This window comes from Herbaspirillum lusitanum (assembly GCF_026127345.1).
Lineage (GTDB): Bacteria > Pseudomonadota > Gammaproteobacteria > Burkholderiales > Burkholderiaceae_D > Herbaspirillum > Herbaspirillum lusitanum.
This window is the reverse complement of sequence record NZ_QXFG01000008.1, coordinates 196,076-210,083: the sequence shown is the minus strand read 5'-3', so window position 1 is coordinate 210,083 and position 14,008 is coordinate 196,076. Positions and strand designations below refer to the sequence as shown.

At 59.2% G+C, this 14,008-nt stretch carries 14 protein-coding genes; 11 read left to right on the top strand and 3 right to left on the bottom strand.

What is annotated here, in order from left to right:
* Window positions 1–80: 80 nt before the first annotated feature.
* Window positions 81–1,310: a pyridoxal phosphate-dependent aminotransferase gene (locus tag DXT88_RS09435; RefSeq protein ID WP_265212942.1), complete on the bottom strand. Its 1,230-nt coding sequence runs from the start codon at window positions 1,308–1,310 to the stop codon at window positions 81–83.
* A 227-nt stretch (window positions 1,311–1,537) separates the two neighbouring features.
* On the opposite strand from DXT88_RS09435, the gene DXT88_RS09430 reads away from it, so the two are divergent.
* The 11 genes from DXT88_RS09430 to DXT88_RS09380 all read left to right on the top strand — a co-directional run bounded on the left by DXT88_RS09430 (window position 1,538) and on the right by DXT88_RS09380 (window position 12,151).
* Window positions 1,538–1,921, top strand: coding sequence for an Mth938-like domain-containing protein (locus tag DXT88_RS09430; protein WP_029363360.1), 384 nt, complete (start codon window positions 1,538–1,540; stop codon window positions 1,919–1,921).
* Window positions 1,922–1,934: 13 nt separating this feature from the next.
* Window positions 1,935–3,653, top strand: coding sequence for a glycosyltransferase family 39 protein (locus tag DXT88_RS09425; protein WP_265212938.1), 1,719 nt, complete (start codon window positions 1,935–1,937; stop codon window positions 3,651–3,653).
* Window positions 3,650–4,021 (top strand): EamA family transporter, encoded by a 372-nt coding sequence (locus tag DXT88_RS09420; RefSeq protein ID WP_016833905.1) that lies wholly within the window; start codon window positions 3,650–3,652, stop codon window positions 4,019–4,021. The genes DXT88_RS09425 and DXT88_RS09420 overlap by 4 nt, the downstream gene beginning before the upstream one ends.
* 103 nt (window positions 4,022–4,124) lie before the next feature.
* Window positions 4,125–5,264, top strand: a complete 1,140-nt coding sequence (locus DXT88_RS09415) for a DegT/DnrJ/EryC1/StrS family aminotransferase (RefSeq protein ID WP_265212936.1) — start codon at window positions 4,125–4,127, stop codon at window positions 5,262–5,264.
* Between the two features lie 61 nt (window positions 5,265–5,325).
* A complete protein-coding gene (locus tag DXT88_RS09410) occupies window positions 5,326–6,282 on the top strand; it encodes a glycosyltransferase (protein WP_016833907.1) in 957 nt (318 codons plus the stop codon).
* On the top strand, window positions 6,279–7,196 hold the full coding sequence (locus tag DXT88_RS09405) for a formyltransferase (protein ID WP_016833908.1): 918 nt from the start codon (window positions 6,279–6,281) through the stop codon (window positions 7,194–7,196). The genes DXT88_RS09410 and DXT88_RS09405 overlap by 4 nt, the downstream gene beginning before the upstream one ends.
* A gap of 14 nt (window positions 7,197–7,210) precedes the next feature.
* Entirely contained in the window at window positions 7,211–8,266 is a 1,056-nt protein-coding gene (locus DXT88_RS09400; RefSeq protein ID WP_016833909.1) for a bifunctional UDP-4-keto-pentose/UDP-xylose synthase, read from the top strand.
* 256 nt (window positions 8,267–8,522) lie between these two features.
* A complete protein-coding gene (locus tag DXT88_RS09395; RefSeq protein WP_265212934.1) occupies window positions 8,523–9,464 on the top strand; it encodes a polysaccharide deacetylase family protein in 942 nt (313 codons plus the stop codon).
* 69 nt (window positions 9,465–9,533) lie between these two features.
* Entirely contained in the window at window positions 9,534–10,013 is a 480-nt protein-coding gene (locus DXT88_RS09390; RefSeq protein WP_265212932.1) for a peroxiredoxin, read from the top strand.
* A gap of 22 nt (window positions 10,014–10,035) precedes the next feature.
* Entirely contained in the window at window positions 10,036–10,482 is a 447-nt protein-coding gene (locus tag DXT88_RS09385; protein ID WP_265212930.1) for a hypothetical protein, read from the top strand.
* Entirely contained in the window at window positions 10,457–12,151 is a 1,695-nt protein-coding gene (locus DXT88_RS09380) for a PhoH family protein (protein ID WP_265212929.1), read from the top strand. The genes DXT88_RS09385 and DXT88_RS09380 overlap by 26 nt, the downstream gene beginning before the upstream one ends.
* A gap of 84 nt (window positions 12,152–12,235) precedes the next feature.
* On the opposite strand, the gene DXT88_RS09375 is transcribed toward DXT88_RS09380, so the two are convergent.
* A complete protein-coding gene (locus DXT88_RS09375; RefSeq protein ID WP_029363364.1) occupies window positions 12,236–13,243 on the bottom strand; it encodes an inorganic phosphate transporter in 1,008 nt (335 codons plus the stop codon).
* A gap of 85 nt (window positions 13,244–13,328) precedes the next feature.
* Window positions 13,329–13,955 (bottom strand): DUF47 domain-containing protein, encoded by a 627-nt coding sequence (locus tag DXT88_RS09370; RefSeq protein WP_016833914.1) that lies wholly within the window; start codon window positions 13,953–13,955, stop codon window positions 13,329–13,331.
* Window positions 13,956–14,008: the final 53 nt, after the last annotated feature.

Below are 14,008 nucleotides of genomic sequence, written 5' to 3'. Positions count from 1 at the left end.
TACTGCGGTAAAACGGAATTGCCGGCCTGCCCCGCCACGTGCGGAGCAAAGCCGGTGAATCATGCCTGCGTCAGTCCGGTTCAGTTGGTGCCGTGACGCCGGCGATAACCTTCGAGGAAGTGCGCAATACGGCCCATCGATTCGGTCAGGTCGTCGGTGTTCGGCAAGAACACCACGCGGAAGTGATCCGGCGTCGGGCAGTTGAAGCCGGTGCCCTGAACGATCAGCACCTTCTCTTCAGCCAACAGCTCGTAGGCGAACTCCTGGTCGTCCTTGATCGGGTAGATTTCCGGATCAAGGCGCGGGAACATGTACAGCGCCGACTTCGGCTTGACGCAGGTCACGCCCGGGATATCGGTGAGCAGCTTGTGCGCAAGGTCGCGTTGCTTGGCCAGGCGACCGGTCGGCGCGACCAGGTCGTTGATGCTCTGGTAGCCTCCCAGCGCGGTCTGGATGGCGTACTGCCCCGGCGCATTGGCGCACAGGCGCATCGACGCCAGCATGTTGAGGCCTTCGATGTAATCCTTGGCGTGTTTCTTCTCGCCCGAGACCACCATCCAGCCGGCGCGGTAGCCGCAGGAACGGTAATTTTTCGACAGGCCGTTGAAGGTGATGAACAGCACGTCGTCGGCCAGCGAGGCCAGCGAGGTATGCGTGTTGCCGTCGTACAGGACCTTGTCGTAGATCTCGTCGGCGAAAATGATCAGTTGATGCTGGCGCGCGACTTCGACCAGTTCCTTGAGCACTTCGGTGGAGTACAGCGCACCGGTAGGGTTGTTTGGGTTGATGACCACGATCGCCTTGGTGTTGGGCGTGATCTTCTTGCGAATGTCGGCGATATCCGGCTGCCAGCCCTGCTGCTCGTCGCAGACATAGTGCACCGGCGTACCGCCGGACAGGCTGACCGCGGCGGTCCACAGCGGATAGTCCGGCGACGGCACCAGCACTTCATCGCCGGTGTTGAGCAAGGCGTTGACGCTCATGACGATCAGCTCGGAAGCGCCGTTGCCGAGGTAGATGTCGTCGATGGTGACGCCCTGGATGTTCTTTTGTTGGGTGTAGTGCATGACCGACTTGCGCGGCGCGAACAGGCCCTTGGAATCGGTGTAGCCGGAAGCGTTGCCCATGTTGCGGATCATGTCCTGCACGATTTCATCGGGCGCGTCGAAACCGAAGGCGGCCAGATTGCCGATGTTCAGCTTGATGATCTTGTGGCCCTCTTCTTCCATTTGCCGCGCTTTTTCCAGCACGGGGCCACGGATGTCGTAACAGACATCCGCCAGTTTCTTCGATTTTTGAATCGGTCGCACGGTACTAATCCTTTGTATGAGCCTGAACTGCCGGCTCGGCTTGCTCGGCTGACTTGGCTTGCCGGCGGAGCCGCCGGAACCGGCCATTTTGCCGAAAGCCTTCCATTTTATCAATGAATAAAACATAGTCCCGAACCGGAAAACGCTACAATGCAGCACTTTAAGACCTTATTGCCGAAAATAGCCCGGGCCGATCCATCGCCGGCGGCATTTTGGCACTGCGCGCCATGAAGCTCCATTCGACAGAAACCCAGCAATACCAGACCGTTTCCTCCTACGACGACACCGGCGTCGAGCTCAATGCGATCCGCTACGAGCAAAGCCTGCTCGTGCTGCCTGAAACCCCGCCGGTGCCTTGGCCGGTGACCTCGTTCGATGCATTGACCAGCGAACATTTCGACCAGATTGACGCCACCCGGCCCGATGTCGTGATCCTCGGCACCGGCGCGCGCCAGCGTTTCGTCCATCCGAAGCTGACCGCCGTCCTCACCGCGCGCCGCATCGGCGTCGAGTGCATGGACAACCAGGCGGCTTGCCGCACGTACAACATTCTCATGGCAGAGGGCCGCAAAGTGGCGCTGGCATTGATTCTCGAACCAAAACCAGCTTAAGGACCTCGCCGCAATGCGCGACTTGTACAAATCCAAAGCGTTCGTCTGGACGCTGCTCATCTTCTTCCTGCTGATCTGGTTCTACATGCTCGGCGCGCGCACCCTGGTGCCGACCGACGAAGGCCGCTACGCCGAAATGGCGCGTGAAATGGTCGCCACGCAGGACTGGATCACCACTCGCCTCAACGGCATCAAGTATTTTGAAAAGCCGCCGCTGCAGACCTGGATGAACGCCGTGACCTTCGAGCTGTTCGGTCTGGGCGAATGGCAGGCGCGGCTGTGGACCGGCCTGTGCGGCCTGTTCGGCATCGGCCTGGTGGCCTACACCGGCCGTCGCGTGTTCAACGCTCGCGTGGCGTTCTACGCGCCGCTGGTGCTGGCGTCGAGCTTCTTCTGGGCCGGCATGGGTCACATCAACTCGCTGGACATGGGCCTGGCCGGGATGATGACGCTGAGCATCTGCGCCCTGCTGCTGGCGCAACGCAACGATGCCAGTCGCGACGAACAGCGCAACTGGATGCTGTTGTGCTGGGCCGGCATGGCGCTGGCAGTCTTGTCCAAGGGGCTGATCGGCATCGTGCTGCCGGGCGCGGTGCTGGTGCTGTATACGATTTTCTCGCGCGACTGGGCGATCTGGAAAAGGTTGCACCTGATCAAGGGCCTGATCCTGTTCTTCGTCATCACTACGCCGTGGTTCGTGCTGGTGTCGCTGAAGAATCCGGAATTCCCGCAGTTCTTCTTCATCCACGAACACTTCCAGCGCTTCACCACCAAGATCCATAGCCGCACCGGTCCGTGGTACTACTTCCTCCCGATTCTGCTGCTCGGCATCCTGCCGTGGCTGGGCGTACTCGTACAAAGCCTGCTGCATGGGCTGCGTGAAGACCAGGGCAACAGCAGCTTCAACAGCCTGACCAACGGCAAGTTCCAGCCGCGCAAGATGCTGCTGGTGTGGTCGGTGTTCATCTTCGTCTTCTTCAGCATTTCCAGCTCGAAGCTGCCGTCCTACATCCTGCCGATCTTCCCGACGCTGGCGCTGCTGATCGCCAGCTATCTGGAGCGCTCGTCGTCCAAGGCGATCATCTGGTCGGCAATGGTGGTGGCCGTACCTTGCGCCATCGGCATGGCCTTCATCTCGCGCGTGCCGAGCCTGGCCAAGGACGCCTACTCGCTGCCGCTGGTGAGCGCCCATGTGCCGTGGATTTATGCAGCGACCATCATCGCCTTCGTCGGTGCGGTGCTGGCGATCCGTTTTGCCCGTTCGCAAAAAGACCTGGCGGTGGTGTTCCTGGCCGCAGCGACCTTCGTCAGCGGACAATTGCTGATGCTGGGCCACGATCCCCAGGGCCGCTATTCGGCCGGTATCGATTACGTCCCCGCACTGCAGGCGGAACTGACGCCGGAAACCCCCATGTATCTGGTCGGCCGTTACGAACAGGCCTTGCCGTTTTATCTGCAACGCACGATGACGCTGGTGCGCCACGCCGATGAAATGGAATTCGGCCTGAAGCAGGAGCCGCAGCTGTGGCTGCCGACCATTGACGCCTTCGTCGCGCAATGGGTTGCCGACCACACCGCCGGCAAGAAGGACATCGCCATCATCGACCCCTCCGTCTACGCCGACCTGAAGCAGCGCGGCGTTCCGATGCGCCTGATCGGCCAGGATCCGCGCCGCGTGATCGTGGCGAACAATCCCGACGTCACCGAAAAGAACCCGAAGGCGGCACCATGAATATCACCACCTTCGGTTTCATCTTCGTCGGCATTTGTCTTAACGCCGTCGCGCAACTGCTGCTCAAGGCCGGCACCAATGCCGTCGGCGCAATCCACCTGACGGCTGAGAACTGGTTCGCCACCGGCATCAAGCTGGCCACGCAATTGCCGATCATCGGCGGCCTGACCTGCTACGTGATTTCGGTCGGCGTGTGGATCATCGGACTATCGCGCGTGGACGTGACGATCGCCTATCCGCTGCTGTCGCTGGGCTACATCATCAATGCCGTCGGCGCCTGGTATTTCCTCGGCGAAGTCGTGTCGGCGCAGCGCCTGCTGGCCATCGGCGTGATCATCGTCGGCGTTATTCTGCTGACGAGAAGCTGATCCGGCCGACTTGGCTGATTTACAATATGCGGCTTGCGCGCAGGCGACATGAGCGCCGGCGCGGCCGACTGAATTCACTATCCCAGATTATTGCGAGCAACCCATGACTCAGCCTGTTCAGCCCACCTTGCCTTTCCTGCCATTCTCCAAACCGACCATCGACGAACCGACCATCGCCGCCGTCGCCGACGTGCTGCGCTCCGGCTGGATCACCAGCGGCCCCAAGGTGCAGGCATTTGAAAAGGCCTTGTCCGACTATCTCGACAGCCGCCTCGTGCGCACGTTCAATTCAGGCACCTGCACCATGGAAATCGCGCTGCGCATCGCCGGCATCGGCGCCGGCGACGAAGTCATCACGACGCCGATTTCATGGGTCGCGACCGCGAATGTCATCATCGAAACCGGCGCCACGCCGGTTTTTGCAGATATTGACCCGGTCACCCGCAACATCGACCTGGACAAGCTGGAAGCCGCCATCACGCCCCGCACCAAGGCCATCATCCCGGTTTACCTGGCGGGCCTGCCGGTCGACATGGATCGCCTGTACACAATTGCCAAAAAGCACAACCTGCGCGTGATCGAAGACGCCGCCCAGGCGCTCGGCTCGACCTGGAAAGGCAAGCGCATCGGTTCGTTCGGCGATTTCGTCTCGTTCAGCTTCCAGGCCAACAAGAACGTCACCAGCTCCGAAGGCGGTTGCCTGGTCGTCAACAATCCGGACGAAGCGCGCCTGGCGGAAAAATACCGCCTGCAGGGCGTCACCCGCAGCGGCTTCGATGGCCTCGAAGTCGACGTGCTGGGCGGCAAGTTCAACATGACCGACATCGCGGCCGCGATCGGCCTGGGCCAATTCGCCCACATCGACGCGATCACCGAAAAACGCCGCAGCCTGGCGAAGCATTACTTCGACGTGTTCGGCCCTGACTTCGAAGCGCAAAGCGGCGTTCAATTGCCGGCAGCCGACTTCGAAAACTCCAACTGGCACATGTACCAGCTGGTCTTGCCGGAACGCATCACGCGCGCCGCCTTCATGGAAAAGATGATGGAGCGCCAGATCGGCATCGGCTACCACTACCCGCCCATCCACCTGCTCAAGCTGTACCGCGACCGCGGCTTCCGCGAAGGCATGTTCCCGATCGCCGAGCGCGTCGGTCGCCTGATCGTGTCGCTGCCGATGTTTACTGCAATGAGTAAAGAAGATGTCGAGCGCGCAGTCGGCGCGGTAAAATCCGTGCTCGCCTAAGGTGACCAACGCAGGTTTACAGTAACGCTTTCAGTACAGCAATTTTTCATTCCAGGCTTTGATGAAACCAGAAATTTCCGTCGTCATTCCCGTCTATAACGAGGAAACCGGCCTCGCCAAACTGTTCGACCGCCTCTATCCGGCGCTGGACGCTCTCGGCATGCCCTACGAAATCATTTACGTCAACGACGGTAGCCGCGACAAGTCGGCCGCCATCCTGGCCGACCAGTATCGATTGCGACCGGACGTCACCCGCGTGGTGCTGTTCAACGGCAACTACGGTCAGCATATGGCGATCCTGGCAGGATTCGACGCGACCCGCGGCGACATCGTCATCACGCTCGACGCCGACCTGCAAAATCCACCGGAAGAAATCGGCAACCTGGTTGCGAAGATGCGCGAAGGTTACGATTACGTCGGCTCGATCCGCCGTCAACGCCAGGATTCGGCATGGCGCACCTGGGCTTCCAAGGCCATGAACCACCTGCGCGAAAAGATCACCCACATCAAGATGACCGACCAGGGCAACATGCTGCGCGCCTACGGGCGCAACGTCATCGACCTGGTCAATCAGTGCCGCGAAGTGAATACCTTCGTGCCGGCGCTGGCGTACACTTTTGCACGCAAGCCGACCGAAATCACTGTTGAACATGAAGAGCGCGCGGCCGGCGAATCGAAGTATTCGCTGTACAGCCTGATCCGCCTGAATTTCGACCTGATCACCGGTTTCTCGCTGGTGCCGCTGCAATTCTTCTCGCTGCTCGGGATCGGCCTGTCGTTCGCATCGGCCGCGCTGTTCGTCCTGATGGTGATCCGCCGCTTCATTCTCGGCGCCGAAGTGCAAGGCGTGTTCACGCTGTTTGCGATCACCTTCTTCCTGATCGGCGTGATCCTGTTCGGCATCGGCTTGCTGGGCGAATACATCGGCCGCATTTACCTGCAGGTGCGCGCACGTCCACGCTATGTGATCCAGGCCGTGTTGGAACATTCTTACGATCAGGACAAACAAAGCTCATGAACGCAGTCGTTTTTGCCTATCACGACGTCGGTGTACGCTGCCTGAAGGTGCTGCTCGCGCGCGGCGTGCGCGTGGCGCTGGTGGTAACGCACGAAGACAGCGCGACCGAAAACATCTGGTTCAATTCGGTCGCCGGCGTTTGCCGCGAATACGGCATCCCGTACATCACGCCGGAAGACCCGAAATCTCCGCAGCTGCTCACGCAAGTGCAGGCGGCACAGCCGGACTTCATCTTCAGTTTCTATTATCGCCACATGCTGCCGGTGAACCTGCTGGCCCTGGCCAAGCACGGCGCCTACAACATGCACGGCTCGCTGCTGCCGAAGTACCGCGGCCGCGTGCCGATCAACTGGGCGGTGCTGCACGGCGAAACCGAAACCGGCGCCACGCTGCACGAAATGGCCGCCAAGCCCGATGCCGGCGCCATTGTCGCGCAAACCTCGGTGCCGATCCTGCCGGACGATACTGCTTTCGAAGTTTTCGGCAAGGTCGTGGTTGCCGCCGAGCAAACTCTCTGGCGCGTGCTGCCGCTGATGCTGGCCGGACGCACGCCCAAGCTCCCCAACGACCTGAGCAAAGGCAGCTATTTCGGCGGCCGCAAACCGGAAGACGGTCGTATCGACTGGAAAAAACCCGCCCAACACGTGCATAATCTGGTCCGTACCGTCGCGCCGCCCTATCCCGGCGCCTTCGAGGAAATCGCAGGTGATAAAATCACGCTGGTGAAAACGCGATTGGTGTCGGCATCGGCCCGTCCCACACTTGAGAGGTCGCACGGCGCTCAAGACAAGTTCTTTGAAGGCGGCCGTCTCTACGCGCGTTGCGGCGACGGCAACTATCTGCAAATCCTGGGCATCCAGATCAACGATCAGGACGTCTCTCTTAACAATTATCTGAAATACATGGCTGTCTAGGCCGTCTACTTATTATGAAAAAAGTCCTCATTCTCGGCGTCAACGGCTTCATCGGCCACCACCTGTCCAAGCGCATCCTGGAAACCACGGACTGGCATGTCTACGGCATGGACATGATGACCGACCGCATCACCGATATCCTTGAAAACGAGGCCTACAAATCGCGCATGCACTTCTTCGAAGGCGACATCACGATCAACAAGGAATGGGTCGAATACCACGTCAAGAAATGCGACGTCATCCTGCCGCTGGTCGCCATCGCGACGCCGTCGACCTACGTCAACAAGCCGCTGCGCGTGTTCGAACTGGACTTCGAAGCCAACCTGCCGATCGTGCGAGCAGCCGCCAAGTACGGCAAGCACCTGGTGTTCCCGTCGACCTCTGAAGTGTATGGCATGTGCCATGACGACGAATTCGATCCGGAAGAATCCGAACTGATCTGCGGCCCGATCAACAAGCCGCGCTGGATCTACTCCTGCTCCAAGCAACTGATGGATCGCGTGATCTGGGGCTACGGCATGGAAGACAACCTGAACTTCACGCTGTTCCGTCCGTTCAACTGGATCGGGGCCGGCCTGGATTCGATCCATACGCCAAAAGAAGGCAGCTCGCGCGTCGTGACCCAGTTCTTCGGCCACATCGTGCGCGGCGAGAACATCTCGCTGGTCGACGGCGGCCAGCAAAAGCGCGCCTTCACTTACATCGACGACGGCATCGATGCGCTGATGAAAATCATCGCCAACGAAGGCGGCGTCGCCACCGGCAAGATCTACAACATCGGCAACCCCGTCAACAACTATTCGATCCGCGACCTCGCCGACATGATGTTGAAGCTGGCTACCGAATATCCCGAATACGCCGATTCGGCCAAGCAGGTCAAACTGGTGGAGACCACTTCCACCGCCTACTACGGCAAGGGTTACCAGGATGTGCAGAACCGCGTGCCGAAGATCACCAACACCTGTGAAGAACTGAACTGGAAGCCGACATTCACCATGGCCGATACGCTGCGCAATATTTTTGACGCGTATCGAGGCCAGGTTGCTGAAGCCCGCGCCCTGGTCGACTGAACCTTGCCGGAGGCTGGACGCGGCAAACGAATCCGCCCTTTCCGGGCGGATTTTTTTTGCGCTTGAATCACCCTGCCAAGCATCAGCTCGCTACGGGAACACTCAGGAAAATACGAATGAATCCTCAAAATGGGTTTATTCGTTGCGCCTTTCGTGCCACAATTTGGTCAACAGGCAACCGGATCCCGTGCGCCGCCGTCACGGCAACAGCATGACCATTGACGCCGCCGCGCTCCCTTCAAGAAAGCAAGCAACTTTGCCCCAGATCACCCTCAAAATCGACGCCGATACCTATCGCGGCACCCGCGAAGGCGTTCCTAATCTGGTCCAGCAACTGCTGCGTCACGACGCCAATGCGACCTTCCTGTTTTCACTCGGTCCCGACCACACCGGCTGGGCGCTCAAGCAAGTGTTCCGTCCCGGCTTTTTCAGTAAAGTGTCGCGCACGTCGGTGGTAGAACATTACGGCATCAAGACGCTGATGTACGGCACGCTGCTGCCGGCGCCGGACATCGGCAAGACTTGCGCGAAGTACATGCGCGCGGTGCGCGACGCCGGTTTCGAATGCGGCATCCACACCTGGGATCACCGCGTCTGGCAAGACCATGTACGCACGCGCGATGCGGCGTGGACGCGCGAGACCATGCAGCGTTCGTATGCCCGCTTCCACGACATCTTCGGCCATGCGCCCTTGACGCACGGCGCCGCCGGCTGGCAGATGAACGACCACGCCTTTGCCCAGCTCGATGAGTTCGGCATTGCGTATTCCTCGGATGGCCGCGCAGTGCTCAATGAAGATGGTTCGCTGCAGGATTTCGCCGCCGGTCCGCATCGCCTCGCTGCCGGCGGCAAGACTTTATCGTGCGTGCAGTTGCCGACCACGCTGCCGACGCTGGACGAGCTGCTCGGCCGCACCATCCACGGCGTTGTCATGGACGCGTCAAATGTCGCCGCTATGCTGTTGCGATTGACCGAGCAACGCCGTGACCACGTCTTTACCTTGCACGCCGAACTTGAAGGGCAGAAACTTGCCCCCATCTTCGAGCAATTGCTGCTCGGCTGGCGCGCCCAAGGCTACGATCTGATCTCGATGGGCGAGTATTACCAGACTGTGAAAGACGACGTCCTGCCGATTCTGCCCATTGCATGGGGCGAGTTGCCGGGACGGTCCGGCGACATGATTCTGCAGGCTGCATAAGCACCATGAGCACGCAACATCGCCCGATTCTCGACGACGCAACACCAACACTTACCTCGGGACGCTATTTTGACTGACGACACACCATCCATACTGAACAAGACCGTACCGGAATTTTCCGCCGCGATGACCAGCGGCAAAACCTTCTCGCTGTCGGATTACAAAGGCAAGAAGCTGGTGCTGTACTTTTATCCAAAAGACAATACGCCGGGCTGTACCACCGAGGGCATCCAGTTCCGCGAAAGCTATCCGGAGTTCCAGAAGCACAATACCGAAATCTTCGGCATCAGCCGCGACAGCCTGAAGTCGCATGAAGGCTTCAAGGCAAAGCTGGGCATGCCCTTCGAACTGATTTCCGATCCTGACGAAACGCTGTGCATCATGTTCGACGTCATGAAAATGAAGAACATGTACGGCAAGAAAGTCCGCGGGGTCGAACGCAGCACGTTTGTGATTGACGGATCGGGCACATTGGTGAAAGAATGGCGTGGAGTAAAAGTGCCATCGCATGTCGACGAGGTGCTCAGTTTTGTGAAGACAATTGCTTAAGAAACGTTAGTCCCACGACGACATGCGTTTCCCCGAGCGGCAGCAGGATCGATCTCAAGAGTCATGTTGCAGCCGCCAGCCGAAAGTTGCGGTCAATTTAGATAAGCCTTTGAATTCAAACAGAAAACCGTTTTTTGGAAGCCGTTTTTGGATCAGGTCCCGAACCTGCCAAAACGGCTTTTTTACTTTGCGAATTTACGCTGCGGATAAAACACCGGCAACACGCTACGCCTGTACCGACGGTACGCGCGGCATTGCCTTGTCCGCCGCCTTCCCTTCTTCCACTAATCAAGCCCTCCTTCCTCTTTTCCTGCGTCCGTCGGCGGCGCATGCCTGTACCAAGAAGGGTTTTATTAGCGGCAGTCGTTCGTTGTTGCACCTCCAGCAATACCTGTACGCTCTGACAAAGCGGCATTTTTCTTCCCTTCACTACCGAGGTTCTGATGCCCCTGCCCAAACTGCCGAGTAAACCAGCTGCCTTATTGGCGCCCAAAGATTATCCGAAGGCCGAACGCGGTAAAACCGTCAAACCCCATATCGCATTGGTAGAACCTGCTGCACCGATTGCCCCGGTCGCCTCCATTGCTGCTCCATCCGCCAAGGCGCAACAGCCGCTGCAGCCGCAAGCCAAGATCACCGGCAAGAGCCCGGTCGAAAAACCGCGTACAGGCACTCCCAAGGTGCTGGAATCGCGCGCCAAGTCGACCACGAGTCGCATTGCCGACAAGCTCGGCGTGTCGAAACTATTCGTGCTCGACACCAACGTGCTCATGCATGATCCGACTTCGCTGTTCCGCTTCGAGGAACACGACATCTATCTGCCGATGATCACGCTGGAAGAACTCGACAACCACAAAAAAGGCATGTCGGAAGTCGCCCGCAATGCACGCCAGATTTCGCGCTCGCTCGATGCGCTGGTCAGCGACATTGCCGAAGACGCCATCGACCTCGGCATCCCGCTGTCCAAGCTGGGCAACAAGGACGCCAAGGGCCGCCTGTTCTTCCAGACCAAGCTGCAGAACGCCAAGTTGCCCGATGGCCTGCCGGAAGGCAAAGCCGACAACCAGATTCTCGGCGTGGTGCGCGCACTCGATCAGCAATATCCGGAACGCCCGGTCGTGCTGGTGTCGAAAGACATCAACATGCGCATCAAGGCGCGCGCCATCGGCTTGCCGGCGGAAGATTACTTCAACGACCATGTGCTGGAAGATACCGATCTGCTGTATTCGGGCATCCAGCAGCTGCCGGACGACTTCTGGAACAAGCATGGCAAGGGCATGGAGTCCTGGCAGGAAAACAAGCACGGCACCAGCTACACCTATTATCGCGTGACCGGTCCGCACGTGCCCTCGATGCTGATGAACCAGTTCGTCTTCATCGAGCCGAAGAACGGCGAACCCGCCTTCTACGGCCAGGTCACGCAAATCAACGGCAAGACCGCGGTCCTGCAGACCTTGCGCGACTATGGCCACACCAAGAACAGCGTGTGGGGCATCACGGCGCGCAACCGTGAGCAGAACTTCGCCCTGAACCTGCTGATGAATCCGGAGTGCGACTTTGTCACGTTGCTGGGTCAGGCCGGCACCGGCAAGACCCTGCTCGCCCTGGCGGCCGGTCTGGCGCAAGTACTGGAAACCAAGAACTACAACGAAATCATCGTCACCCGTGTCACTGTGCCGGTGGGCGAAGATATCGGTTTCCTGCCCGGCACCGAGGAAGAAAAGATGGGGCCGTGGATGGGCGCTTTCGACGATAACCTGGAAGTGTTGAACAAGTCCGACGGCGACGCCGGTGAATGGGGTCGCGCGGCAACGCAAGACCTGATCCGCTCGCGCATCAAGATCAAGTCGCTGAACTTCATGCGTGGCCGTACCTTCGTCAACAAGTTCCTGATCATCGACGAAGCGCAAAACCTGACGCCGAAACAGATGAAGACGCTGGTCACCCGTGCTGGTCCGGGCACCAAGATTGTCTGCCTCGGCAACATCGCGCAGATCGACACGCCCTACCTGACCGAAGGATCGAGCGGCCTGACTTATGTGGTCGATCGTTTCAAGGGCTGGTCGCACAGCGGCCATGTCACGCTGGCGCGCGGCGAACGGTCGCGTCTGGCGGATCACGCCAGCGACGTCCTGTAAGGCAGGATCGAAGTAGAAGCTCGCAGCAAATAAAAAAGCCACCGCAAGGTGGCTTTTTTATTGTCCGCAGAGACCGCCCTTCGCTTACAGGATGTGCATGCCGATCCACCAGGCGATCGCCGCCACGAAGGCCGATGCCGGAATCGTGAAAATCCAGGCCCACACGATATTGCCTGCCACGCCCCAGCGCACCGCCGACATCTTGTGCGACGCGCCGACGCCAACGATCGCGCCGGTGATGGTATGCGTGGTCGAGACCGGGACTCCCATTGCAGTGGCGATGAACAAGGTGATGGCGCCACCGGTTTCGGCACAGAAGCCGCCGACCGGCTTGAGCTTGGTGATCTTCTGGCCCATGGTCTTGACGATGCGCCAGCCGCCGAACAAGGTGCCCAGGCTGATGGCGCAATAGCAGCTGATGATGACCCACATCGGCGGATTGTCGGCTCCGGAATTGCCCGACGCAATCAACAGCATCCAGATGATTCCGATGGTCTTCTGCGCATCATTGCCGCCATGGCCGAGACTGTACATCGATGCCGACACCAACTGCGCGCGGCGGAACCAGCCGTCGACCTTGCGCGGCGTCGAGCGCACGAAGATCCACGATACCAGCAGCATCATGATGGACCCCAGGATGAAGCCCAGCAAAGGCGACAGCACGATGAAGATGACGATCTTGATCAGGCCGGAAGCCACCAGCGAACCGGTGCCGGCCTTGGCCACCGCGGCGCCGACCAGGCCGCCGATCAGGGCATGCGACGACGACGACGGAATGCCGTAGTACCAGGTCACCAGGTTCCAGAAAATCGCGCCGATCAAGGCGCCGAACACCACCACGTGATCAACCACGGCCGGATCAATCGTGCCCTTGCCCACCGAAGCGGCGACGTGCAACTGATGAAAGACGAACACCGCGGCCAGATTGAAGAATGCCGCCATCGCCACCGCTGTCTGCGGACGCAACACGCCGGTGGAGACTACCGTCGCAATCGCATTGGCCGCGTCATGGAAACCGTTCATGAAATCGAACAGCAGCGCCAGGACGATCAGCAAGGCAAGAATGTGAAAACTAATTTGAACTGTATGCATGGATAAACCGTTATCTTGAGAAGCAGCGGCAACATCGCACCGTGACGGCGCCAGTGTCGAGCGCCGGCGCAGTCAATGGCGAAGGTCAGGCATTTTCGACGATGATGCCTTCAATGATGTTGGCGACGTCTTCGCAGCGATCGGTAACGGTTTCCAGGATTTCGTAGATGGCTTTGAGCTTGATCAGGTTGCGCACGTCCGGCTCGTCGCGGAACAGCTTGGACATGGCGGCGCGCATGACATGGTCGGCATCCGACTCGAAGCGGTCGATCTCTTCGCAGATGGCGAGGATCTGGCGCGAGTTGTCCATGTTGTGCAACAGGCCGACCGCAGCCTTCACCTTTTCGGCACAGGCCAGGCACAACTCGGCGAGGCGCTTGGCTTCCGGCGTGATGGCCTTGATGTCGTACAGCGAAATGGTTTGCGCACCGTCTTCCAGCAGGTCGAGGATGTCGTCCATGCGGGTGATCAGTTGATGGATGTCGTCACGGTCCAGCGGCGTGATGAAGGTCTTGTGCAACAGCTCAATCGTGTTGTGAGTGACTTTGTCCGCCTGCTTTTCCAGGGTCTCGATCGCATGCACGCGAATTTCCAGGTCGTCGAAATTGGTCATCAATGCGACCATTTCCTTGGCGCACTTCACACCCAGCTCCGCATGCTGGTTGAACAGATCAAAAAACTTGCCCTCGGTGGGCATCAGGCGTCCAAACATGTTCCACTCTCTTATGAATAATTAGAATTTCACTTACACAACATGAGCCGCCT

Bases quoted from the DNA above. Each gene is read 5' to 3' on its own strand.
- DXT88_RS09375 (WP_029363364.1), bottom strand. From the start codon at position 13,243: ATGCATACAGTTCAAATTAGTTTTCACATTCTTGCCTTGCTGATCGTC.
- DXT88_RS09400 (WP_016833909.1), top strand. From the start codon at position 7,211: ATGAAAAAAGTCCTCATTCTCGGCGTCAACGGCTTCATCGGCCACCAC.
- DXT88_RS09415 (WP_265212936.1), top strand. From the start codon at position 4,125: ATGACTCAGCCTGTTCAGCCCACCTTGCCTTTCCTGCCATTCTCCAAA.
- DXT88_RS09380 (WP_265212929.1), top strand. From the start codon at position 10,457: ATGCCCCTGCCCAAACTGCCGAGTAAACCAGCTGCCTTATTGGCGCCC.
- DXT88_RS09405 (WP_016833908.1), top strand. From the start codon at position 6,279: ATGAACGCAGTCGTTTTTGCCTATCACGACGTCGGTGTACGCTGCCTG.
- DXT88_RS09420 (WP_016833905.1), top strand. From the start codon at position 3,650: ATGAATATCACCACCTTCGGTTTCATCTTCGTCGGCATTTGTCTTAAC.
- DXT88_RS09430 (WP_029363360.1), top strand. From the start codon at position 1,538: ATGAAGCTCCATTCGACAGAAACCCAGCAATACCAGACCGTTTCCTCC.
- DXT88_RS09410 (WP_016833907.1), top strand. From the start codon at position 5,326: ATGAAACCAGAAATTTCCGTCGTCATTCCCGTCTATAACGAGGAAACC.
- DXT88_RS09425 (WP_265212938.1), top strand. From the start codon at position 1,935: ATGCGCGACTTGTACAAATCCAAAGCGTTCGTCTGGACGCTGCTCATC.
- DXT88_RS09385 (WP_265212930.1), top strand. From the start codon at position 10,036: ATGCGTTTCCCCGAGCGGCAGCAGGATCGATCTCAAGAGTCATGTTGC.
- DXT88_RS09370 (WP_016833914.1), bottom strand. From the start codon at position 13,955: ATGTTTGGACGCCTGATGCCCACCGAGGGCAAGTTTTTTGATCTGTTC.